This window comes from Marinithermus hydrothermalis DSM 14884, assembly GCF_000195335.1.
In the GTDB taxonomy this organism is placed as follows: Bacteria; Deinococcota; Deinococci; order Deinococcales; family Marinithermaceae; genus Marinithermus; species Marinithermus hydrothermalis.
In genome coordinates, this window is sequence record NC_015387.1 from 125,001 (window position 1) to 143,728 (window position 18,728).

At 68.0% G+C, this 18,728-nt stretch carries 14 protein-coding genes, 1 tRNA gene and 2 riboswitches; of the genes, 9 read left to right on the plus strand and 6 right to left on the minus strand.

Going from position 1 to position 18,728, the window contains the following annotated elements:
* The first annotated feature begins 88 nt into the window (after positions 1-88).
* Positions 89-1,642, plus strand: a complete 1,554-nt coding sequence (locus MARKY_RS00680; RefSeq protein ID WP_013702947.1) for a DEAD/DEAH box helicase — start codon at positions 89-91, stop codon at positions 1,640-1,642.
* A gap of 57 nt (positions 1,643-1,699) precedes the next feature.
* Here MARKY_RS00680 and MARKY_RS00685 read toward each other — a convergent pair whose 3' ends face one another.
* From MARKY_RS00685 to glmS, 4 genes are all read right to left on the minus strand, one after another.
* Positions 1,700-2,344 carry an FMN-dependent NADH-azoreductase gene (locus MARKY_RS00685; protein WP_013702948.1) on the minus strand — a complete coding sequence of 215 codons (645 nt, stop codon included), beginning with the start codon at positions 2,342-2,344 and terminating at the stop codon, positions 1,700-1,702.
* 113 nt (positions 2,345-2,457) lie between these two features.
* Positions 2,458-2,994 (minus strand): peptide deformylase, encoded by a 537-nt coding sequence (locus MARKY_RS00690; protein WP_013702949.1) that lies wholly within the window; start codon positions 2,992-2,994, stop codon positions 2,458-2,460.
* Between the two features lie 49 nt (positions 2,995-3,043).
* Entirely contained in the window at positions 3,044-4,417 is a 1,374-nt protein-coding gene (locus MARKY_RS00695) for an HD-GYP domain-containing protein (RefSeq protein ID WP_013702950.1), read from the minus strand.
* Between the two features lie 561 nt (positions 4,418-4,978).
* Positions 4,979-6,793: a glutamine--fructose-6-phosphate transaminase (isomerizing) gene (glmS, locus tag MARKY_RS00700; RefSeq protein WP_013702951.1), complete on the minus strand. Its 1,815-nt coding sequence runs from the start codon at positions 6,791-6,793 to the stop codon at positions 4,979-4,981.
* A gap of 724 nt (positions 6,794-7,517) precedes the next feature.
* Here glmS and MARKY_RS00705 point away from each other — a divergent pair.
* The 3 genes from MARKY_RS00705 to uvrB all read left to right on the plus strand — a co-directional run bounded on the left by MARKY_RS00705 (position 7,518) and on the right by uvrB (position 13,139).
* Positions 7,518-10,268, plus strand: a complete 2,751-nt coding sequence (locus MARKY_RS00705) for an S-layer homology domain-containing protein (RefSeq protein ID WP_013702952.1) — start codon at positions 7,518-7,520, stop codon at positions 10,266-10,268.
* A 76-nt stretch (positions 10,269-10,344) separates the two neighbouring features.
* Positions 10,345-11,040, plus strand: coding sequence for a tetratricopeptide repeat protein (locus MARKY_RS00710; RefSeq protein ID WP_013702953.1), 696 nt, complete (start codon positions 10,345-10,347; stop codon positions 11,038-11,040).
* 95 nt (positions 11,041-11,135) lie between these two features.
* Entirely contained in the window at positions 11,136-13,139 is a 2,004-nt protein-coding gene (uvrB, locus tag MARKY_RS00715; RefSeq protein ID WP_013702954.1) for an excinuclease ABC subunit UvrB, read from the plus strand.
* 7 nt (positions 13,140-13,146) lie between these two features.
* Here the strand turns inward: uvrB and MARKY_RS00720 are convergent, their stop codons facing one another.
* Positions 13,147-14,433: an E3 binding domain-containing protein gene (locus MARKY_RS00720; RefSeq protein WP_013702955.1), complete on the minus strand. Its 1,287-nt coding sequence runs from the start codon at positions 14,431-14,433 to the stop codon at positions 13,147-13,149.
* Positions 14,434-14,554: 121 nt separating this feature from the next.
* On the opposite strand from MARKY_RS00720, the gene MARKY_RS00725 reads away from it, so the two are divergent.
* The 4 genes from MARKY_RS00725 (at position 14,555) to trmH (ending at position 17,122) form a co-directional block, all read left to right on the plus strand.
* Positions 14,555-14,630 (plus strand) — tRNA-Gly (locus MARKY_RS00725).
* A gap of 65 nt (positions 14,631-14,695) precedes the next feature.
* Positions 14,696-15,802: an ATP phosphoribosyltransferase regulatory subunit gene (locus MARKY_RS00730; protein WP_013702956.1), complete on the plus strand. Its 1,107-nt coding sequence runs from the start codon at positions 14,696-14,698 to the stop codon at positions 15,800-15,802.
* On the plus strand, positions 15,799-16,428 hold the full coding sequence (hisG, locus tag MARKY_RS00735; protein WP_013702957.1) for an ATP phosphoribosyltransferase: 630 nt from the start codon (positions 15,799-15,801) through the stop codon (positions 16,426-16,428). Before MARKY_RS00730 ends, hisG begins: the two co-directional genes overlap by 4 nt.
* 22 nt (positions 16,429-16,450) lie before the next feature.
* Positions 16,451-17,122, plus strand: a complete 672-nt coding sequence (gene trmH / locus MARKY_RS00740) for a tRNA (guanosine(18)-2'-O)-methyltransferase TrmH (protein WP_013702958.1) — start codon at positions 16,451-16,453, stop codon at positions 17,120-17,122.
* Here trmH and MARKY_RS11750 read toward each other — a convergent pair.
* Positions 17,097-17,516, minus strand: coding sequence for a hypothetical protein (locus tag MARKY_RS11750; protein WP_013702959.1), 420 nt, complete (start codon positions 17,514-17,516; stop codon positions 17,097-17,099). The genes trmH and MARKY_RS11750 overlap by 26 nt on opposite strands.
* A 49-nt stretch (positions 17,517-17,565) precedes the next feature.
* Positions 17,566-17,650: riboswitch (cyclic di-GMP riboswitch) on the minus strand.
* A gap of 68 nt (positions 17,651-17,718) precedes the next feature.
* Positions 17,719-17,803: riboswitch (cyclic di-GMP riboswitch) on the minus strand.
* Positions 17,804-18,022: 219 nt separating this feature from the next.
* On the opposite strand from MARKY_RS11750, the gene MARKY_RS11755 reads away from it, so the two are divergent.
* Complete coding sequence (locus MARKY_RS11755) at positions 18,023-18,712, plus strand: hypothetical protein (protein ID WP_148230383.1); 690 nt, start codon at positions 18,023-18,025, stop codon at positions 18,710-18,712.
* The last annotated feature ends 16 nt before the right edge of the window (positions 18,713-18,728 follow it).

Below are 18,728 nucleotides of genomic sequence, written 5' to 3' on the forward strand. Positions count from 1 at the left end.
CCATACTGGAGGGGTTTAGGGACGACCCCACCCCCCTTGCGTTACCGGTTCCGGGCCCGCGAGGCAGGTGGGTCCCGGAAAGGAATGCATGCAGTTTAACGAACTTTCTTTAAAGCCGGAGGTGCAGCAAGCCCTTCGCGAGCGTGGGTTCACCACGCTGACCCCGGTCCAGGCCGCTACCCTACCCCACGCCCTCGAGGGCCGGGACGTGATCGCGCAGGCCCGTACCGGCACCGGCAAGACCCTGGCGTTTGCCCTGCCGATCGCGGAGCGCCTCGAGCCCGCACGCGCTAAGGGGCGCGCCCCGCGTGCCTTGGTGCTGGCGCCCACGCGGGAGCTGGCCCTCCAGGTAGCGGGGGAGCTGGACTGGGCCGCGCCGCACCTCGAGGTCCTCACGGTTTATGGGGGGACCGGGTACGGGCAGCAGGCCCAGGCTTTGCGCCGGGGGTGTGACGTGGTGGTGGCTACGCCGGGGCGGGCCTTGGATTACCTGAGGCGGGGCGTGCTGGACCTTGCCCGCGTGGAGGTCGTGGTGCTGGACGAGGCGGACGAGATGCTCTCCATGGGGTTCGAGGAGGACGTGGAAGCCTTGCTCGCCGCGGCGGTCTCCGCGCGCCAGACCCTGGTGTTTTCCGCGACGATGCCGTCTTGGGCGCGTCGTTTGGCTGAGCGACACCTGAAGGATCCTTTTGTGGCGAACCTCGTGAAGGACGAGGCCGTGACGTACCGCGAGCTCGCGATCGAAGCGCCGACCGCGACACGCATAGCGGTGCTTTCGGACGTGCTGCACGCGTACGGGGCGGGCCGTGCGATCGTCTTTACCCGCACCAAGGCGGAGACGGACGCGTTGGCTACGGCCCTCGCGGGGAGGCGGCATGCGGCGGAGGCGGTGCACGGGGACCTTAGCCAGGCTGCGCGGGAGCGCGTGGTGGCCCGTTTCCGCAAGGGGCTGGTGCGGGTGCTGGTCGCGACGGACGTCGCCGCGCGCGGCCTGGACGTGCCTGAGGTCGAGCTGGTGGTGCACTACCGCTTGCCGGAGCGGGTGGAGGTGTACCAGCACCGTTCCGGCCGGACCGGACGGGCGGGCCGTACGGGCACGGTGGTGTTGCTGTATGGCCCGCGCGAGCGGCGGACGGTGGCGGACCTCGAGCGCGCCTTGCGCCGGCGGTTCGAGCGCCTTGCGCCTCCCACCCCTGGAGAGGTGCAGCGCGCGCAGCTGGCCGCGCTGCTCCAGCGCGCGGCGGCTCAGCCCGAAGCGGACCGAGCGGTGTGGCGGGAGGTGGCGCGGGACTGGGTGGCCCGCGGGGACACCGAGTCCCTCGCGGGGTTGCTCGCGATGCTCCTTGGAGGCGCCCCGCCCCAACGGAGCCTCCTGACCGGGGAGGAGGGCTGGGTGACCCTCGAGCTTAAAGGGCGTAACCTCACGACCGCGCGGGTGGTGGGGGCGTTGCGGCACGCGGGAGCGGGGGAGGTCGGCCGGGTGAGCGTGGGGAGTACCGCTGCGGTGGCGTACGCGGACCTCAGGCCCGCGGACCTCGAGACGCTGGACGCGAACGCGGCGCGGGGGATCGCGATGCGTGTGGCGGAGGCGGTGCAGACCGAACCGCGCCCTGTACGGCCTCGCCGTGCGGTAGCGCGGTAGGGTGTTAGGTGGTGAACGCCCCGGGGTGAGCCCCGGGGCGTTGTGTTTGCTGGGGGGTTAGGCCCCGACGGGTTCCGCGAGCTTTCGCGCGAGCGCGGCGGCTTGATCGAGGGCTTCTTGGATGATGGATTGGGCGCGGTCGGGGTGCTGGTTCATGCCTTCGGCGATGACGGTGTGCACGTCGGTGATCCCGATGAAGTTGAGGGCGGCGCGGAGGTAGCTTTGGGTGTGCTCGAAGGCATTCATGGGCGGGGTGGAGTACACGCCGCCGCGCGCTTCGAGGATCACCGCGGTTTTACCTTTGGCGAGGCCTTCGAATCCGGACTCGGTGTAGCGGAAGGTCTTGCCGGCCACGATGACCGCGTCCATGTAGGCCTTGAGGAGGGGGGGGTAGCCGAAGTTCCACATGGGCGCGGCGAAGACGATGAGGTCGCTCGCGAGGAACTCTTCGACGAGTTCGTTGAGCCGGGCGGTCTTCGCGGCTTCCGTTTCGGTAAGGGGAGTGTTTTGGGCGAGTTTGTTCCAGGCGTTGAAGACGTCGGCGTCCAGGAGGGGAAGGTGGGTGGCGTACAGGTCGAGTTCGGTGATCTGGGCGTTGGGGTTGGCGGTGCGGTAGGCCTCGAGGAAACGCTGGCCGAGCTGGAGGGAGACGGACTGATCGAGGGGTTTGGGGTTCGCTTTGACGTACAGGACGTTTCGCATCGTGGTACCTCGCTTCGCGTGTGGGTTTGGGCCTGGGGGATGACCGATCCCAGGCCGCTATACGATCTAAACCGCTTTACAAAAAAAAAGTTTGTGAGGTGTGTCACCAGGGCTTAGCGGGCGTAGGGGCTGTGCGCGCGGTAGCGGCGCTCGAACTCCTGGCGCGTAACGATCGTTTTCACGTCCACCACGCGATCGATCGCCAGGATGCCGTCCAAGTGATCGATCTCGTGCTGCAAAAGCTCGGAGAGGTTGTGCGCCTCGCCAGCCCGCACCTCGTGCCAGGTCCCGCGAAGGTCCTGGTACCGCACGGTGACCTCGCGGTGCCGCTCGACCTGCATGAAAATCGAGAGGAAGCTCAAGCAAGCGTCCCAGACCACCATCGTTTCCGGGCTTTTCGCGGTGATGGTGGGGTTGATCAAGGGCCAGGGACCGAGCTCGGGCAGGTTCAGGAAGACGATGCGTTTAAGGACGCCTATCTGCGGTGCGGCGATCCCCCGGCCGTACGTCGTGGTCGCGCGCCAGTGCGCGAGGGTGTCCCGCAGGTCCTCCACGATCCGCGCGACCTCGGGGCTCGTGGGGTCCTCGACCGGTTCGGAAACCTCGCGCAGGAGGGGGTTGCCCAGTTGCAGCACCTCGCGTACCGCCATCGCGTCTCCCGTTACCGTCTTACCGTCTAGTGTAAGGCCTCCGCGAGGGCTAGGGGGAGTCCTCGGGGGCGGAGGGCTCGAGGAACGGGAGGCTCGAGGCGGTGGCCTGGAGGAAGACCTCCCGGTCCTTCCAGATGGGGTCGGTCTTCCAGATCTCGTGGAAGAGCCGGGCCAGCTTGGGGTCGAACTGGATGCCGGCAAGGTCGAGGATTTCCTGCATGGCTTCCTCGGGGGTCTTGGCTTTTTGGTAGGGGCGGCCGGCGGTCATGGCCTCGTAGGCGTCGGCGAGAGCGACGATGCGCGCCCACAAGGGGATTTCGTGGCCGGCGAGGCCGTCGGGGTAGCCGCGGCCGTCCCAGCGCTCGTGGTGGTGCTTGATGATGGGGAAGACCTCGCCGAGGTAGCGCTCGGCGGGTTTAAGCAGAAAAACCCCGCGCTCGGGGTGGCTTTTGATGATGCGGAACTCCTCCTCGGTGAGGCGGGTGGGTTTGAGGAGGACGGCGTCGGGGATGCCAATCTTGCCGATGTCGTGGATCTTGCTGCCGAGCTCGATCTTTTTGCGTTCGATTTCGTCGATGCCGGCGGCTTTAGCGAGGTCCACGGCGATGGCGGTGACGCGTTCGGAGTGCATGCGGGTGAAGGGGTCTTTGGCGTCCAGGGCCTTCATGAGGAGTTCGATGGTGCTGTCGAAGGCCTCGCGGAGCTTGACGAACTCGTCCCAGTGGTACCGGGAGTAGTAGAGGGGGATGAGGAAGAGCAGGACCGAGAACCCGCCCCATCCGCCGAGGAGGGGCGGGTCGGCGCTGTAGAGGCGGGCGAGGAGGAGGGAGACGGGGGAGAGGAGGAGGTAGCTGAGGGCCAGCCAGCTGACGTTTTCTGTCCAGATCTTCCGGAAGGTGGCGCCGGTGGCCAGGTGAATGGCTACGGAGACTAGGGTGATATTGATGATGAAGAAGGTGAAGGCAGCGAGGGAGATGCCTACGCCGGCGCTGAGGTCGTACCCGCCCGCGCTGAGGGGCAGGACCTGGGTGAACGTGTAGTACACCAGGGCCGCGAGGCTGGTGGCTATGCCGTTTTGCGTGCGGTTGAACAGGTCCTTGTACCAGGGGTAATGGGGTTTCCCGAAATCTTTATCGAAGGCGAAGATGAAGACGAGCAGGGGCGGGACCCAGGCGGGGAAGAGGACCACGGCCGCGAGGGCGATGATGAACAGGTGGGAGATGGAGGCGTTGAAGGGGAGGGGCACTTTGATTTGCTTGGCCCACAGGACGATCAAGCCCCAGAAGAAGACGTCGTACCAGTGATAGCTGGTGGCCCGGGGCAGGAACTGATAAAGCGCGAAGTCCAGCGCGAGGAAGGCGAGGAATAGGAAGCCGATGTAGCCCAATACTTTCGGAGGAGCTAACGGAACTTTTAACCGCATCTTGGTTCTACTGTAGCAAAAGCGCTTGCGGGTGGGGAGGGCTGCGGCCGGGATAACGGGATAAAAGGAAAAAGGGCCGACTGGCCCTCTCCTAGTTCGTTACCTTGTTGCCTAGGATTTTAGTTCCACTCGAGGCTAGCACCAGCCGCAATCCCGAGCGCCACCAGGCTGAGCACCAGTCCGAGGAGTTTCGCGAAGGTCTTCTTCATTCTGCATCCCTCCCTTCCTTTCGTGTGCCTTGAGTATACCTAGTGGGTGCAACCAGTGTCAATAGGGAGTAGCTTATATATACTTAGTAAAATATGTTTCCTAGTCACAATTATTTATATTTGTAAAGCCCCTATAACATCCAGCCCAATCGGAGCCAGATCGAACGCTCCGACCGGGGATGCCCTGGAATGCTGTATGGAATTTCAAATCCGGAAATGTCTGACGTATATGGATTCCCCCAAATGGGGGATACCCCAAACGTCCCAATCCATGATACAAAGAAAGTTTACGAATCGCTACCATAAAGCACCCTGCGCCTTAATCAAGGCGCAGGGCACAAGGATCTAGGGACTACTCCACCGTCACGGACTTCGCCAGGTTACGCGGCTGATCCACATCCCGCCCCAACAGCACCGCGATCTCGTACGCCAAAAGCTGCAGCGGCACCACGCTCACGATCGGGCTCAAAAGGGGATGCACCCGCGGCACGTAGATCACATCCTGCGCGAACCGCCGGATCTCCTCGTCCCCGTCCGTCGCCACGGCGATGATATGCCCTCCCCGCGCGCGTACCTCCTGCACGTTCGAAAGCGTCTTCTCATAGAGGGGCCCCTCCGTGGCCAGCACCACCACCGGCAGGTGCGGGTCGATCAACGCGATCGGACCGTGCTTCATCTCCCCCGCCGGGTACGCCTCCGCGTGAATATAACTGATCTCCTTCAGCTTCAACGCGCCCTCGTACGCCGTAGGCGCCTGAATGTGCCGCCCCAAGAACAAGAAATCCGTGGCCTGATGGTACTTCTCCGCCACGTGCGCCACCACATCCCGCCGCTCGAGCACCTCCTCCACCAGCCGGGGCAGGCGGCGCAACTCCCGCAGCAGCTCGAGCGCCGCCGCCTCCTCCAGCGTGCCTCGAGCCCGCCCCAACCAGATGGCGATCAAGCTCATCGCGGCGAGCATCGCGGTGTAGGCCTTGGTGGAGGCCACGCCGATCTCCGGCCCCGCGTGAATGTACAGCGTGGCGTCGGTCTCCCGGGTGATCGTCGAGCCCTTCGCGTTGATCACCCCGAGGCTTTTCGCGCCCCGGCGCTTGGCCTCGCGCAAGGCCTCGAGGGTGTCCACCGTCTCCCCGGACTGGCTGATCACGATGGCCAGGGTGCGTTCGTCCACGACCGGGTCGCGGTACCGGTACTCGCTCGCGATCTCCGCCTCCACCGGGATGCGGGCCAAAGCCTCGATCAGGTACTTGCCCACCCACCCTGCGTAGAACGCGGTGCCGCACGCGATGACGTGCACCCGATCGAACGCGTGCGGGTCCAGCTCAATCCCCAGCGCGACCTCGGCGTTTTCCTCGTGGAGCCGCCCACCCAGCGTGTTCTGCAGCGCGGTCGGCTGTTCGAAGATCTCCTTGAGCATGTAGTGCGGGTACCCCCCCTTCTCCGCGTCCTCGAGGCTCCACTCCACCTCGACGACCTCGCGCTCGAGGGGCGCGCCCTTGAGGTCCGTGACCCGCACCGCGTCGCGCGTGATGACGGCCATGTCCCCGTCGTGCAGGAAGATCACCCGGCGGGTGTAGGGGAGCAGGGCCGGCACGTCCGAGGCCACGAGGTTCTCCCCTTCCCCGAGCCCGATCACGAGGGGGCTCACGGTGCGGGCCACCACGATCTCCTCGTGGTTCTGATGCGCGACCACGATGGCGTACGCGCCCTGCACCTCGGCGAGCGCGGCGCGCACCGCGGCCTCGAGGTCCCCCTGGTAGTGCTCCTCGATGAGGTGCGCGAGGACCTCGCTGTCCGTCTCGCTCGCGAAGGTGTGCCCGCGCTCGAGGAGGCGTTCCTTTAGGGGGAGGTAGTTCTCGATGATCCCGTTGTGGATCACCACAAGCTCCCCACGCTCGGTGGGGTGGGGGTGGGCGTTGGCGTCGGTGGGGGGGCCGTGCGTGGCCCAGCGGGTGTGCCCCACGCCGAGGTGGCCCTTGAGGGGCGTTTCTTCAAGGGCACCGGCGAGGACCGAGAGCTTCCCGGCTTTTTTCGTGACGTGCAGCCGGCCGTCCGCCTTGATGGCAACGCCGGCCGAGTCGTACCCGCGGTACTCCAAGCGCCTGAGTCCGTCGATCAGGACGTCCGTTGCGTTCCGAAAACCGATGTATCCAACGATTCCGCACATGGGTCAAACTCCAAACCGTGCTTGGGTTGAGGGATCCTGGGGCCTACGAGGGGCGTAAGGAACGGCTCACGGCACACCCGCCGCGCGCGGCGCGCGCCGTTCGTGTACACCCCCATCTTGTGCAGCGTGCGGGCTTGGATCGCTCACTGGACCCTGCCCCGCGGTTGTCCCGCCCTCACGGGCATGGCTTTCCCTTGGGGCTTTCATGAGCGGGAGGGAGGGGTCCGGCCCCCTGGCGGCATCCGCGGAATCCTTCGACCTTTCCCGGGAACTCCCGGTTATCCCTCGGGCTGGCCGGCTTTCACCAGGAGTACAGCGAATCCTCATGAGGGTTCGCGTTCCGGTGTACGCTACCAGCCGTTTGGGTCCGCCACCTCGTAAGGTGAGCGTTGCGTGGCTCACCCCCTGCGCTCCCCGCGGTTAAGCGTTCTCACCTCCTCTCCCCCTTGCTCGCCCCTACCGGGGGCACCGTTAGTATACTCAAAGGGCGGAAGATTAAAAGTAAATGTGCTTGACAGCCTAGTGGGATCTGGGTAGTATGCATCCTGGATGCGTCTTGGCAAGACCCGAGCACTCTATTCCCGTCGCACCTTTGCTCGCGAGGGTCTTGTTTTGGCGTATCTGGCGCGGGCAACGTCTTGATTCGGGAGAGGAAACACGGCAACTCGCCCCGAGCCTTGCACCTCCCGCGTCGCAGGAAATCTTTTAGGAGGTGTAGGCAAGTATGAAGAAGCGGCTCGTAGTTCTTTTGGCCGGTCTCCTGACCGTGCTCTCCATGGGCTTCGGCTCGGCCCAGTTCTCCGACGTGCCGGCCGGTCACTGGGCCAAGGAAGCCGTGGAGAAGCTCGCGGACGAGGGGATCATCCTGGGCTTCCCGGATGGCACCTTCCGGGGTAACGAAGGCCTAACCCGCTACCAGGCGGCCCTCATCATCTTCCGCGTGCTGGAGACCATCCGCGAGGAGCAGCTGGCCCAGCTGGATGAGGAAACCCTCACCGCGCTGCGCAACGCGGTGCAGGAACTCGCCGCGGAGCTCTCCTCCCTCGGCGTGCGGGTGGGGGCCCTCGAGGACAACGCCGCCACCAAGGACGACGTGGCCCGCCTCGAGGCCGCCATCAACGAGCTGCGTGCGCAGCCCGTGCCGGAGCCGGGCGTGGATGAGAAGGCGCTCCGCGAACTGGCCGAGCGCGTGGAGGCCGCCAGCATCGCTGCGGACACCGCGCTGGCCCAGGCGCAGCAGCTCAACGAGCAGCTGGGCGCGGTGGAGGGCGACCTGGCCGCGCTGCGCTCCCTGGTGGAGGCCAACGCCGACAGCATCAAGGCCCTCAACGACCTCGCGGTGCTCCTGAACCAGGATGTCCTCGAGCTGCAGGACCGCGTGACCGCCCTGGAGAAGGTCGGGCAGCCTGACGTGAGCGGGCTGGCCAGCCAGGACCAGGTGGTCGCGGTGCAGGAGTTCGCGACCGCGCTCCGCAACGACCTGGTGAACCTGTCCAACCGGGTGAGCGCCCTGGACACCCAGGTCGCGGACATCGATGAGCGCCTCCAGACCGTTGAGGCGAACGTCTTCACGGTCACCGGCTCGGTGAACGCGACCTACGAGGTGCGCCGCAGCTGGGGCGCGATGGAGAACTTCGATATCGACCGCGTCATCCCGGACACCGCCTTCTCGAGCGGAGACGGGAACAATAACGATCTGATCGTGGACGAGGAGGACCTGGGCGACGTCAAGGAAGGCGCGACCGACGTCTCCGTCTCCCTGGAGTTCGCCACCCAGACCCGGGACGGCACCTCCACGCCCGGCGGGCTGAACCTCCACGAGGCCGTGGTCGAGTTCGGGATCACCCCGGACTATTTGGTCGACACCGACGGTGACGGCAACGCGGACGCGGTCGGCTACGTCTTCTACGTCAAGGACTTCGACACCGTCTTCTCCATCGGCAACGCGCCCCTGACCTTCTCCTTCGGCCAGAACCCCACCTGGAAGTTCACCGAGTACCTGGGCGACAACGACGAGAACGGGCGCGGCGACGGGTTCGTGGCCACCTTCGAGCCGGGCTTCGGCACCTTCACTGTCGTGTACGGCTCCAAGGGTGCCGACGACGGCGACAACGAATACTTCCGCGGGGCGCGCTTCGCCACCAACCTCGGCGACAACATCCACCTCGGCGCCTCCGTCCTCGAGGAAGGCGCGGACTTCCCGAACAACCCGGATCCGCGCCAGGCCTTTGGCGTGGACGCCTCCGTCACCCTCGGGCCGATCACCGCGAGCGGCGAGTTCGTGAGCTCCAAGGTTCAGAGCGCCGCTGAGGCGGACACCGTGATCGTCGCCAAGGTCGAGCTCGAGCCCAGCGAGAGCTTCTCCGCGACGGCGGCCTACTTCTCGGTGGACCCCGATTTTGACGGTACCAATAACGCGGGTATGTCCAATGACGTGACCGTCAACGGCTTGGGCGGCGACGACAACGAGGCCGAGTTCGGCGCGAACACCACTGGGTTCGAGGTGACCGCGGACGTCATGCTCGGCGCGTTCGAGGCCTCGGTCACCTACAAGAACCAGACCGACTTCCAGAACGCGAACGGCGCCTCCAGCGACGACTTCACCCGGCTTGACGCGGATGCGAGCCTCGCCCTGGGCGTCTTCACCCTCGAGGGTAACTTCACCAACTACACCAACGCGACCCAGCCCGCCGAGAGCGTGATGGGCGCCAGCGCGAGCCTGAACCTCGCGGCCTTCACCCTGAAGGGCTTCTTCGACACCACCAGCGTGGGCGGCGTCCAGGTCGAGCAGAACGCCGACGCCGGCTTTGGGGACCCCGAGGCCACCACCCAGTTCGGCGTGGAGCTCACCCACGACGGCTCGGCCGAGAACGCCCTCATCGGCGGCCTCGACCTGACCGCGCGCTACACCGCCTTCCCCGTCGCGGGCGGTGACGACAGCGAGATCCTGGTCTACGGTGACCTCGACGCCAAGCTCGGCATCATCAACCTCAACCCGATCTTCCGCTTCCGCAGCCTGAGCGGCGCCACCCCGGTGAGCACCACCAAGTTCGGCGTGCAGGCGAACACCGAGCCCTTCGCCCTGCCGCTCGAGCCGAGCCTGATGGGCGGTTACGTCACCCGCAGCACCAACGACAACAGCACGCCCGTCAGCGAGACCGCCTACTACGCCGGCCTGGAGTTCAACAAGTTCCTCTTCGAGAACTCCACCGCCAAGGTCGCGTACGGCGCCTACATGGGCTCCAACATCAACAACGTCCTCGTGGGCAGCGCCGAGAACGCCTTCGACGCCTCGGCGGACAACCTGTACGCGAACACGGGCGCCCTTGAAGGCCGCGTGACCGGGCTGTACTTCACCTGGACCTACTACGACCTCACCTTCGACTACGCCGACTTCAACGTCGACAACAACGGCACCATCACCCACGCGCAGGCCTTCAAGATGGCCTACGAGGTCGAGTTCGGCGAGAAGTAAACTCCAAGCTGATGCCGCCCCCGCCACCCGGCGGGGGCGGTTCCCACTTCTCATACCCCAAGGCTAGACTGAGAGCATGCGACGCCTCGCGGCGCTCTGCCTCACCCTCGCGAGCCTCGCGGCCGGCCAGGGCCCCCTAGGGTACGTTCACGGCCTGGTGGCGCGCGGCGAGTACGCCCTCGCCCGCATCACCCTCCAGGACGCGGTTCAGACCCACCCCACCGAGGCCTGGCGCCTCCTCGCGGAGATCGCCCTCATCGAAGGCCGCCTCGAGGAGGCCGCCCGCGCCCTCGAGGCCGCCCGAAAGGCCGGGTTGGATGCGGGGCCCTACTACTGGCTCCAGGGCCGCCTCGCCCTCGCACAAGGGGACTACGCCAAGGCCTGGAGCGCCCTGCGCGCCGCGGTGATCTACACTGGAAACGCGCGGTACGCGCTCGACTGGGGCCTCGCGGGGCTCGTGCAAGGGGACGCGGCGCGGGCCACCCAAGGCTTCGCCAAAGCCCAACGCGCCGGCGCGGACGGGCAGGCCGCGTACCTCGAGGGCCTCGCCCTTCTCGCCCAGGATCCCGAGGCCGCCCTCGAGCGCTTCCGCCAAGCGATGCGCGACCTGCCCCCCGAGCACCCCGTGGCCCTCGAGGCCCGGTACTGGGCGGGCCGGGCCCTGGAGCGGCTCGGGCGGGTGCGGGAGGCTCGGGCGGTGTACCGGGGGCTGCTCCGGATCGACCCGGACAACGCCCTCGCCCAGGCGGCGCTGGACCGGGTTGGGCCTTGAGGGGTCTACGCCCTGGGCCCGACGCGCCGCGTTCTGCCTGACCAAGGTGCCGCTGGGGGGATTCGCGCCAGGGCTTCCGGGGTAGACTAAGACACGTGTTCCGTTACCGCGGTCCAGAGCCCAAAGGAGACCAGCCCGAAGCGATCCGCGCCCTCGTGGAGGGCCTGACGGACGGGGCGCGTTTCCTCACCCTTCTCGGCGCGACCGGAACCGGAAAGACCGTCACCATGGCCAAGGTCATCGAGGCCATGGCCCGCCCGGCTCTCGTCCTCGCACCGAACAAGGTGCTCGCCGCGCAGCTCGTGGCCGAGTTCCGCGAGCTCTTTCCGGAGAACGCCGTCGAGTACTTCATCAGCTACTACGACTACTACCAGCCCGAGGCGTACGTGCCGGGGCGGGACCTCTACATCGAGAAGGACGCCGCGATCAACCCCGAGATCGAACGCCTGCGGCACTCCACCACGCGCAGCCTCCTCACGCGGCGCGACGTGATCGTGGTGGCCTCGGTCTCCGCCATCTACGGCCTGGGCAACCCCGAGGACTACCGCGCGATGCACCTCGTCGTCGAGGCCGGCGCGACCTACCCCCGCGAAGCCCTGATCGAGCGCATGGTCGAGCTCTTCTACGAACGGAACGAGGTCGAGCTCCAGCCCGGCCGCTTCCGCGCAAAAGGGGAGACCCTCGAGGTCTGGCCCGCCTACGACACCGAGCCCGTACGCATCGAGCTGTGGGGGGACGAGATCGACCGCATCAGCGTCGTGCATCCCGTCACCGGCGAGCGCCTCAAGGAACTCCCCGGGTTCGTCCTCTACCCCGCCACGCACTACGCCACCCCCGAGGCGCGCCTCGCCCCCGCGATCCGCGCAATCGAACAGGAGCTCGAGGAACGCCTTAAGGAGCTCGAGGCCCAAGGGAAGCTCCTCGAGGCCCAGCGCCTCAAGGAACGCACCCTGTACGACCTCGAGATGCTGCGCTTGATGGGGCACTGCAAGGGCATCGAGAACTACGCGCGCCACCTCTCGGGGCGCGCGCCGGGCGAGCCGCCGTACACGCTCCTCGATTACTTCCCCGAGGACTTCCTCACCTTCATCGACGAGTCCCACGTGAGCGTTCCCCAGCTGCGCGGGATGTACAACGGGGACTACCAGCGCAAGCGGATCCTGGTGGAGTACGGGTTCCGCCTGCCCAGCGCGCTCGACAACCGCCCCCTGCGCTTCGAGGAGTTCCTCGAGCGCACCGGGCAGATCGTCTTCGTCTCCGCGACGCCCGGCCCGTTCGAGCTCGAGCACTCGGACCGCGTGGTGGAGCAGATCATCCGGCCTACGGGCCTCCTCGACCCCAAGGTGACGGTGAAGCCCACCGAGGGGCAGATCGAGGACCTGATCGGCGCGGTCCGGGAGCGGGCCGCGCGGGGGGAGCGCGTCTTGGTCACGGTCCTCACCAAGCGCATGGCGGAGGACCTCACCGCCTACCTCACCGAGCACGGGGTGCGCGCGCGGTACATGCACCACGAACTCGACGCGTTCGAGCGCCAGGCCCTCATCCGCGACCTGCGCCTGGGGCACTTCGACGTCCTCGTGGGGATCAACCTCCTGCGGGAAGGGCTGGACATTCCCGAGGTCAGCCTGGTCGCGATCCTGGATGCGGACAAGACCGGGTTCCTCCGCAGCGAGCGCAGCCTGATCCAGACGATCGGGCGGGCGGCGCGCAACGCGGCGGGCGAGGTCTTCCTCTACGCGGACCAAATCAGCGAGGCCATGCGTGCGGCGATCGAGGAGACGCGCCGTCGCCGCGCCAAGCAAGAAGCGTACAACAAGGCCCACGGCATTACGCCCCAAACGATCCGAAAGGCCGTGCGGGCCATCGTCAAGCCCGAGGACTTCGGGGAGGCGGTTCTCGAGGCGGTGGGGGAGGACCCGGAGGACCTCAAGGAACAGATCGCCGCGCTGGAGCTCGAGATGTGGCGGGCCTCGGAGGCGCTGGACTTCGAGCGCGCCGCGGAGCTCCGCGACCGCATCCGCGCCCTCGAAGCCCGGCTCATGGGGTTGCCCGAGCCCGCAGCGGAACCCAAGGCCAAGCGCCGCCGGCGGCGGCGCTAGGGCGAGGTCAGGCCAGGAGGATGGGCCGCTCTAGGTAGTAGGCCACGCGCTCCAGGAGGCGTTCCGCTTCTTCCGCGGGGTACTCGCTCAGGGAGAGCAGGCCCAGCCCTTCCGGTAGGCCCGCGCGGCCCAGGGTGAGGAGCGGGGTGCCGGGGAGGACCACCTCGTCCAGCGCGGTCGCCTCCAGGGAGAGGACCGCGAGCCCCTCTCCCGGCTCGCACGCCTCCTGCAAGGCTTCGAGGGTAGCCTTGAGCCCCGTGGCGGGCGGTACGGCGTAAGCCCGCACCCGGCCCTCCTCGTAACTCCCCACGACAGGCGGGAGGGAGGCACCGAGCTCCTCCAGCGCGCACGCCGCGGCCCGGTACACGAAGAGCAGGAGCGGCACCCGAACGCCCCAGGCCTCCGCGAGGTCCCGCGCGGCCGCAGCGGCTGCTTCCAGCGAGACCACCCGGCGGTAGACCGGGCCGAGGGTGGCCGTCGCGCCCGACGCGGTGGGAGTGGGGACGGGGACGGGGGCTACCGTCGCGTCCTCGAGCTCCAGGTCGACCGCCTCGTCCTCCCCCTCGGTGCCCGCGGCTGCCAGCGCAGGCGCCGTTTCCGGAAGGGGCGGGGCGGTCTCGAGGGCGGCTTCGTCCGGGCCTAGGACGGGCGACGGCACGTCCTCCCAGGTGAGGTGCTCCGCGCCGGGCGTAGCTTCAGGGGCCAGGACGGGCGGGGCGTCCTCCACGGAGGCCTCGAGGGGCTCCTTGGCCTCCACCGGGGGGCGTTCCTCCTCCGAGGCCGTTCCGGCGTCCGGCGGGGTGCGGGCGGGCTCCTCTTCCGGCGTGAGGGCGTCGAGGTCCGGCATCTGGGGAGGGTCCGGCCACGTCAGGGCCTCTTCCGGCGAGGATTCCGCGGGAGGCGGGGCGGGCTCGGGGGAGGCTTCCGCCCAGGTCAGGGCCTCCTCCTCGGGTGGGGATTCCAGGTCGTCCAGGTCCAGCTCGAACTCCCACGTGGTGTCCTCGGGGGCAGGGGAGTCCTGGGAGGAGGTGGGCACCAGGTCGTCCAGGTTCAGGCCCTCCTTTGCCAGGGCGGCTTGCGCGGCGCTCAGGTCGGGCACCTCGGCCGGCGGTGCGGCGGCCTCCGCCGGTGCAGGGGGCAGGTCCACCTCGCCGGCCATGACCTTGGCCAGGTAGGCGAGGATGTCCCGCTCGACGATGGTGCCGTCCGGTCCGGTGCCTTTGAGTTCCCGCCAGTTGATGCCGTTCTCCTCGGCCAGCCTGCGGGCAAGCGGTGTGATCTTGGGTTCCGTCATCGTGCCTCCCCTATGAGGCTTATCATAGCAATTCTCGCCGACCGGGCGGATCATGAACGCGTGGGCCTCGAGGGGGAGTTGAAGCACCCGGCCGGGTGTGGTAGTATTTGGCGTGCTGAGCGCGGGAGTAGCTCAGTTGGTAGAGCACAACCTTGCCAAGGTTGGGGTCGCGGGTTCGAGTCCCGTCTCCCGCTCCATAGCCTTCCCCCCGCCCGTCGGGCGGGGGGTCGCCTTTCCTCGCGCCGCCCCTATACTGGGGAGGATGATTGCGGAAGGGACCCGCTACCACCTCCCCCCCGAAGCCCACTTGCGCCAGCAGCTGCTGGAGCGGCTGCGCGACCTGTTCTACGCCTGGGGGTACGAACCCATCGAGCTCCCGGCCCTCGAGGTCCACGACCTCACGCATCCCCTGGAGCGCCGCGCCTTTAAGCTCGTGGACCGGAACGGCCAGGTCCTCATGCTGCGGAGCGAGTTCACCACGGCCGTCGCTCGCCTGGTGCGCGCCTACCCCGAGGCGGTCCTCCCGGTGCGCTACCAGTACGCGGGGCCGTTGTGGCTGCGCGAAGCGGACGCGGAGCTCGGCCGCATGCGCGAGCACACCCAGGTGGGCCTCGAGCTCATCGGGGTTTCCTCCCCCGAGGCGGACGCGGAACTCCTCGAGCTGGCCTGGGAGGCCCTCAAGGTCGCCGGGGTGCCCGAGGCGCGGATCGAGGTGGGGCTGCCCTCGTTCGTGCGAGACATCCTCGAGGCCGCCCGGCTGCCGGAGGACGCCACCGAGGCCCTGCGCCGCGCGGTGGACCGCAAGAACACCCCCGAGCTCGAGGCGCTGGTGGAGGCCCACCGGCTCCGGGGGCGGGTGCGGGAGGCCATCCTGGCCCTGCCGGACCTGTACGGAGGCGTCGAGGTGCTGCGCGAAGCGCGCGGGTACGCCCTCAGCGAACGCGCCCGGATCGATCTGGACTGGTTAGAGCGCGTCCTCGAGCTGCTCCCCGAGGGGCTCGAGGTGCTCTTGGACCTGGGGAAGGCCCGGCGGTACGAGTACTACACCGGGATCCACTTCCGGGCCTACACCCCCGACTTTGGCCTGCCCCTCATGGGGGGCGGGCGGTACGACGGCGGGTTATTGCCATTCGCCGCGGGGTTCGCCTTGGGCCTCGAGCGCCTGATGGAGGCCCGCCGCGCCCAGGCGGCCCTCGAGCCCCCGGAGGCCATTGCGACAGACCGGGCGCTGGCCCGGCGTTTGCGGGCGGAAGGCAAGCGCGTGGAGCTCGCCTGGACCGCGGACCTCGAGGCCCTCCGCGCCTACGCGCGGCGGCGCGGCATCCGGTACCTGGCGCACGAGGGCCGGCTCGTGGAGGTGGAGCCGTGATCCGGGGGAAGTACCGCCTGGTGGTGGCTCTGCCCAAGGGGCGCATGTTCGCGGAAGCGGTGCGGGCCCTGGAAGCGGCGGGCCTCGAGCTGCCCGAGATGCAGGGAACGCGCGTGTTGATGCACGGGATCGAGGGCGGCGTGGCGGTCCTCGAGCTACGGAACGCGGACGTGCCGGTCTACGTCGAGCTGGGGATCGCGGACGTGGGCGTGGTGGGCAAGGACGTGCTCCTCGAGGCGGGGCGGGACGTGTACGAGCCGGTGGACCTGGGGTTCGGGGCCTGCCGGCTCTCCTTGATCCGGCACCCGGAGGCCCGGGGGCCGGTGCGGCGCATCGCCACCAAGTACCCGCGGTTCACGCAGGCGTGGCTGCGGGAGCGGGGCTGGGTGGCGGACGTGGTGAAGCTCTCAGGGAACATCGAGCTCGCGGCGCTCACCGGCCTGGCGGACGCGGTGGTGGACGTGGTGCAGACCGGTGCGACGCTGCGCGCGGCGGGGCTGGTGGAGGTCGAGGTCCTCGCGCGCTCGAGCGCGCGGCTCGTGGTGAACCGCGCGGCCTTGAAGCTTAAGCGGGAGGTGCTGCGCCCCTTGATCCGGCGGTTGCGGGAGCAGGCGCGGACGCGCTAGGGGACGGGCTAGAATAGGGGACGTGACGCCGGAGCGCTACCGCAAGCTACGCGCCGTTTTGGATAAACGCCAGCCGGACCTGACCGTGCTCATGGAGAACGTGCACAAGCCGCACAACCTCTCCGCGATCCTGCGCACGGCCGATGCGGTGGGCGTGTACGAGGCCCACGCGGTCAACCCGACGGGCGGGGTGCCCACGTACAACGAGACCTCCGGGGGCAGTGAGAAGTGGGTGTACCTCCGGGTGCACCCGGACATCGCCACGGCCGTACAGCACCTTAAGGAGCGCGGGTTTTTGGTGTACGCCGCCCATCTTTCGGACGAGGCCGTGGATTACCGTGCGGTGGACTACACCCGGCCGGTGGCGGTGCTGCTCGGGGCGGAGAAGTGGGGCGTGAGTCCCGAGGCCGCGGCCCTCGCGGACCGGCACATCGTGATTCCCATGATGGGCATGGTGCAGTCGCTGAACGTCTCGGTCGCGGCGGCGGTGATCCTCTTCGAGGCCCAGCGGCAGCGGCAGGCGGCCGGCCTTTATGACCGCGTCCGGCTGGACCCCGAGACGTACCGCCGCACCCTGTTCGAGTGGGGGTACCCCAAGCTCGCGGCCCTTTACCGCAAGGAGGGCCGCCCGTACCCCGAGCTGGGGCCGGACGGGGAGGTGCGCGCCCCTACGGGCGGGCCAGCTGCAGGGTGATCACGCTCCGGTATGTGCCCTCGGGATCCCCGGGCACGAGGCGCACGGTGAGCGGCAGCCGCGCCCGCCAAGCGCCGCGTCCAGCGGTGAGTACCCGCGGGGCGGCGGAGAGGGGCACGCCCCCGAGCCGAAGCCGCTCCGGCGGCAGCGTGGTCGGGCCGACGAGCGGGGTGCTCGAGGCCACGAGCGTCCAAGAGGTGTTGGCGATCACGAGGATCTCGAGCGCTTCCGGCGTGACCCGGCCCTCGTGCACGGTGACGGGAACCTGCTGGGTCTCGAGGCCGTTCACGTAGAGCCTGAGGATCTCCGGGATCTTGACGGCCACACCGGTTTGCGCCCAGGCCAGGCTACCCCAGAGCAGGCTCAGCGTGATCAGCACGATCAGGCGCCGCACCGCGACCACCTCCTCGCTTCGCGTTGGGGGGCCGGGGGTGCGTGCCGTTACGGCGTTCGGCCGGTTGCACCACTGGCTCCCCGTATCCCTTGGTGCCCAGGTTGGGAGTACGGTTCATCGCCTCCGAACGCTCCTTTCAGGAGACCTGGGGTCGGATCGGGCGCCTGACCGGCGGGCGTGGATTGTGAAGGGAAGGAAGGTGTACGCCCTCGGCCGGTTGCGCCACCCGCTCCACCTGCCCCAGGCGCCCAACGTGCAGGACAGGCTTCATCGCTTCCGAGGGGACGGGTCCTTTCCCGTCCACCCTTAGTGTACGCGCGTGGCGTGGCGTGGCGTACCCCTAAATGGGGGAGGGGTAGGCACGGCGGGGAGTTTATTGGTATAACTCTGTACCAGGAGCCGTAAGCGGCGATGACCCGCCCATTCCCAACTCGGGCGCCAAGGGAGGGCGGCGAGCCAGTGGCGCGACCGGCTTGCGGCCTCTTCATCTGGAGGTGATGATGCGTATGAAGAGGCGCTTACGGCTTTTGGCCTTCGGGACGGTGTTGGCCGCTATGGGGGCGATGGCCCAGAGCAGTACCGACTTCAACTTCAGCTTCCCACAGTACGCCTTCGTCTACACCAACCTGAGCTCCGTGGACTTCGACTTCACCGCCAGCGGTTCGGGCGCGAACCCCGGTCAGGCCCCGGCGGCGGACGGGGTGGCCACGCAGCCTAACCTCGAGGCCTGCATCGAGAGCATCCTGAGCACGACGGTCAGCTCGGGGAGCTTCACGGCGAACGACACTGCGGCGGGCACGACCGCGTTCGGGGGGAGCTGCACCTTCGCGCCGACCAACGTGACCCGTAGCGGCTTCACGGTGGACTGGGGCGGCCTCGCCTCCCCGGACGGCAGCCTGCTCGTCGTGACCAACATGAGCACCTGGGCGGCCAAGGCCAGCCTGGACGCGGCGAATCCCTTCGCCACCGGCGGCCTGACCCTCCAGGTGTACGACGGCACGAACTACCAGAACGTCACCACCACCCCGGTGAACGTCGGCGTGATGAACGGCACCCGCACCAACGCGTTCTACACGCAGTACGCGAACGCCTACGTGGTGCCCCTGACCTACCAGCTGGTCCTCGATGACCCGATCGGCCTCAGCCCCACGACGAACGACAGCGCGACGGTGATCTACACCGTGGGCGCGCCGTAACGGGGTAGTATAAAGC

Bases quoted from the DNA above. Each gene is read 5' to 3' on its own strand.
- glmS (WP_013702951.1), bottom strand. From the start codon at position 6,793: ATGTGCGGAATCGTTGGATACATCGGTTTTCGGAACGCAACGGACGTC.
- MARKY_RS00730 (WP_013702956.1), top strand. From the start codon at position 14,696: ATGATTGCGGAAGGGACCCGCTACCACCTCCCCCCCGAAGCCCACTTG.
- MARKY_RS00690 (WP_013702949.1), bottom strand. From the start codon at position 2,994: ATGGCGGTACGCGAGGTGCTGCAACTGGGCAACCCCCTCCTGCGCGAG.
- MARKY_RS00705 (WP_013702952.1), top strand. From the start codon at position 7,518: ATGAAGAAGCGGCTCGTAGTTCTTTTGGCCGGTCTCCTGACCGTGCTC.
- MARKY_RS00685 (WP_013702948.1), bottom strand. From the start codon at position 2,344: ATGCGAAACGTCCTGTACGTCAAAGCGAACCCCAAACCCCTCGATCAG.
- MARKY_RS00710 (WP_013702953.1), top strand. From the start codon at position 10,345: ATGCGACGCCTCGCGGCGCTCTGCCTCACCCTCGCGAGCCTCGCGGCC.
- MARKY_RS00680 (WP_013702947.1), top strand. From the start codon at position 89: ATGCAGTTTAACGAACTTTCTTTAAAGCCGGAGGTGCAGCAAGCCCTT.
- MARKY_RS00695 (WP_013702950.1), bottom strand. From the start codon at position 4,417: ATGCGGTTAAAAGTTCCGTTAGCTCCTCCGAAAGTATTGGGCTACATC.
- MARKY_RS11755 (WP_148230383.1), top strand. From the start codon at position 18,023: ATGAAGAGGCGCTTACGGCTTTTGGCCTTCGGGACGGTGTTGGCCGCT.
- MARKY_RS00720 (WP_013702955.1), bottom strand. From the start codon at position 14,433: ATGACGGAACCCAAGATCACACCGCTTGCCCGCAGGCTGGCCGAGGAG.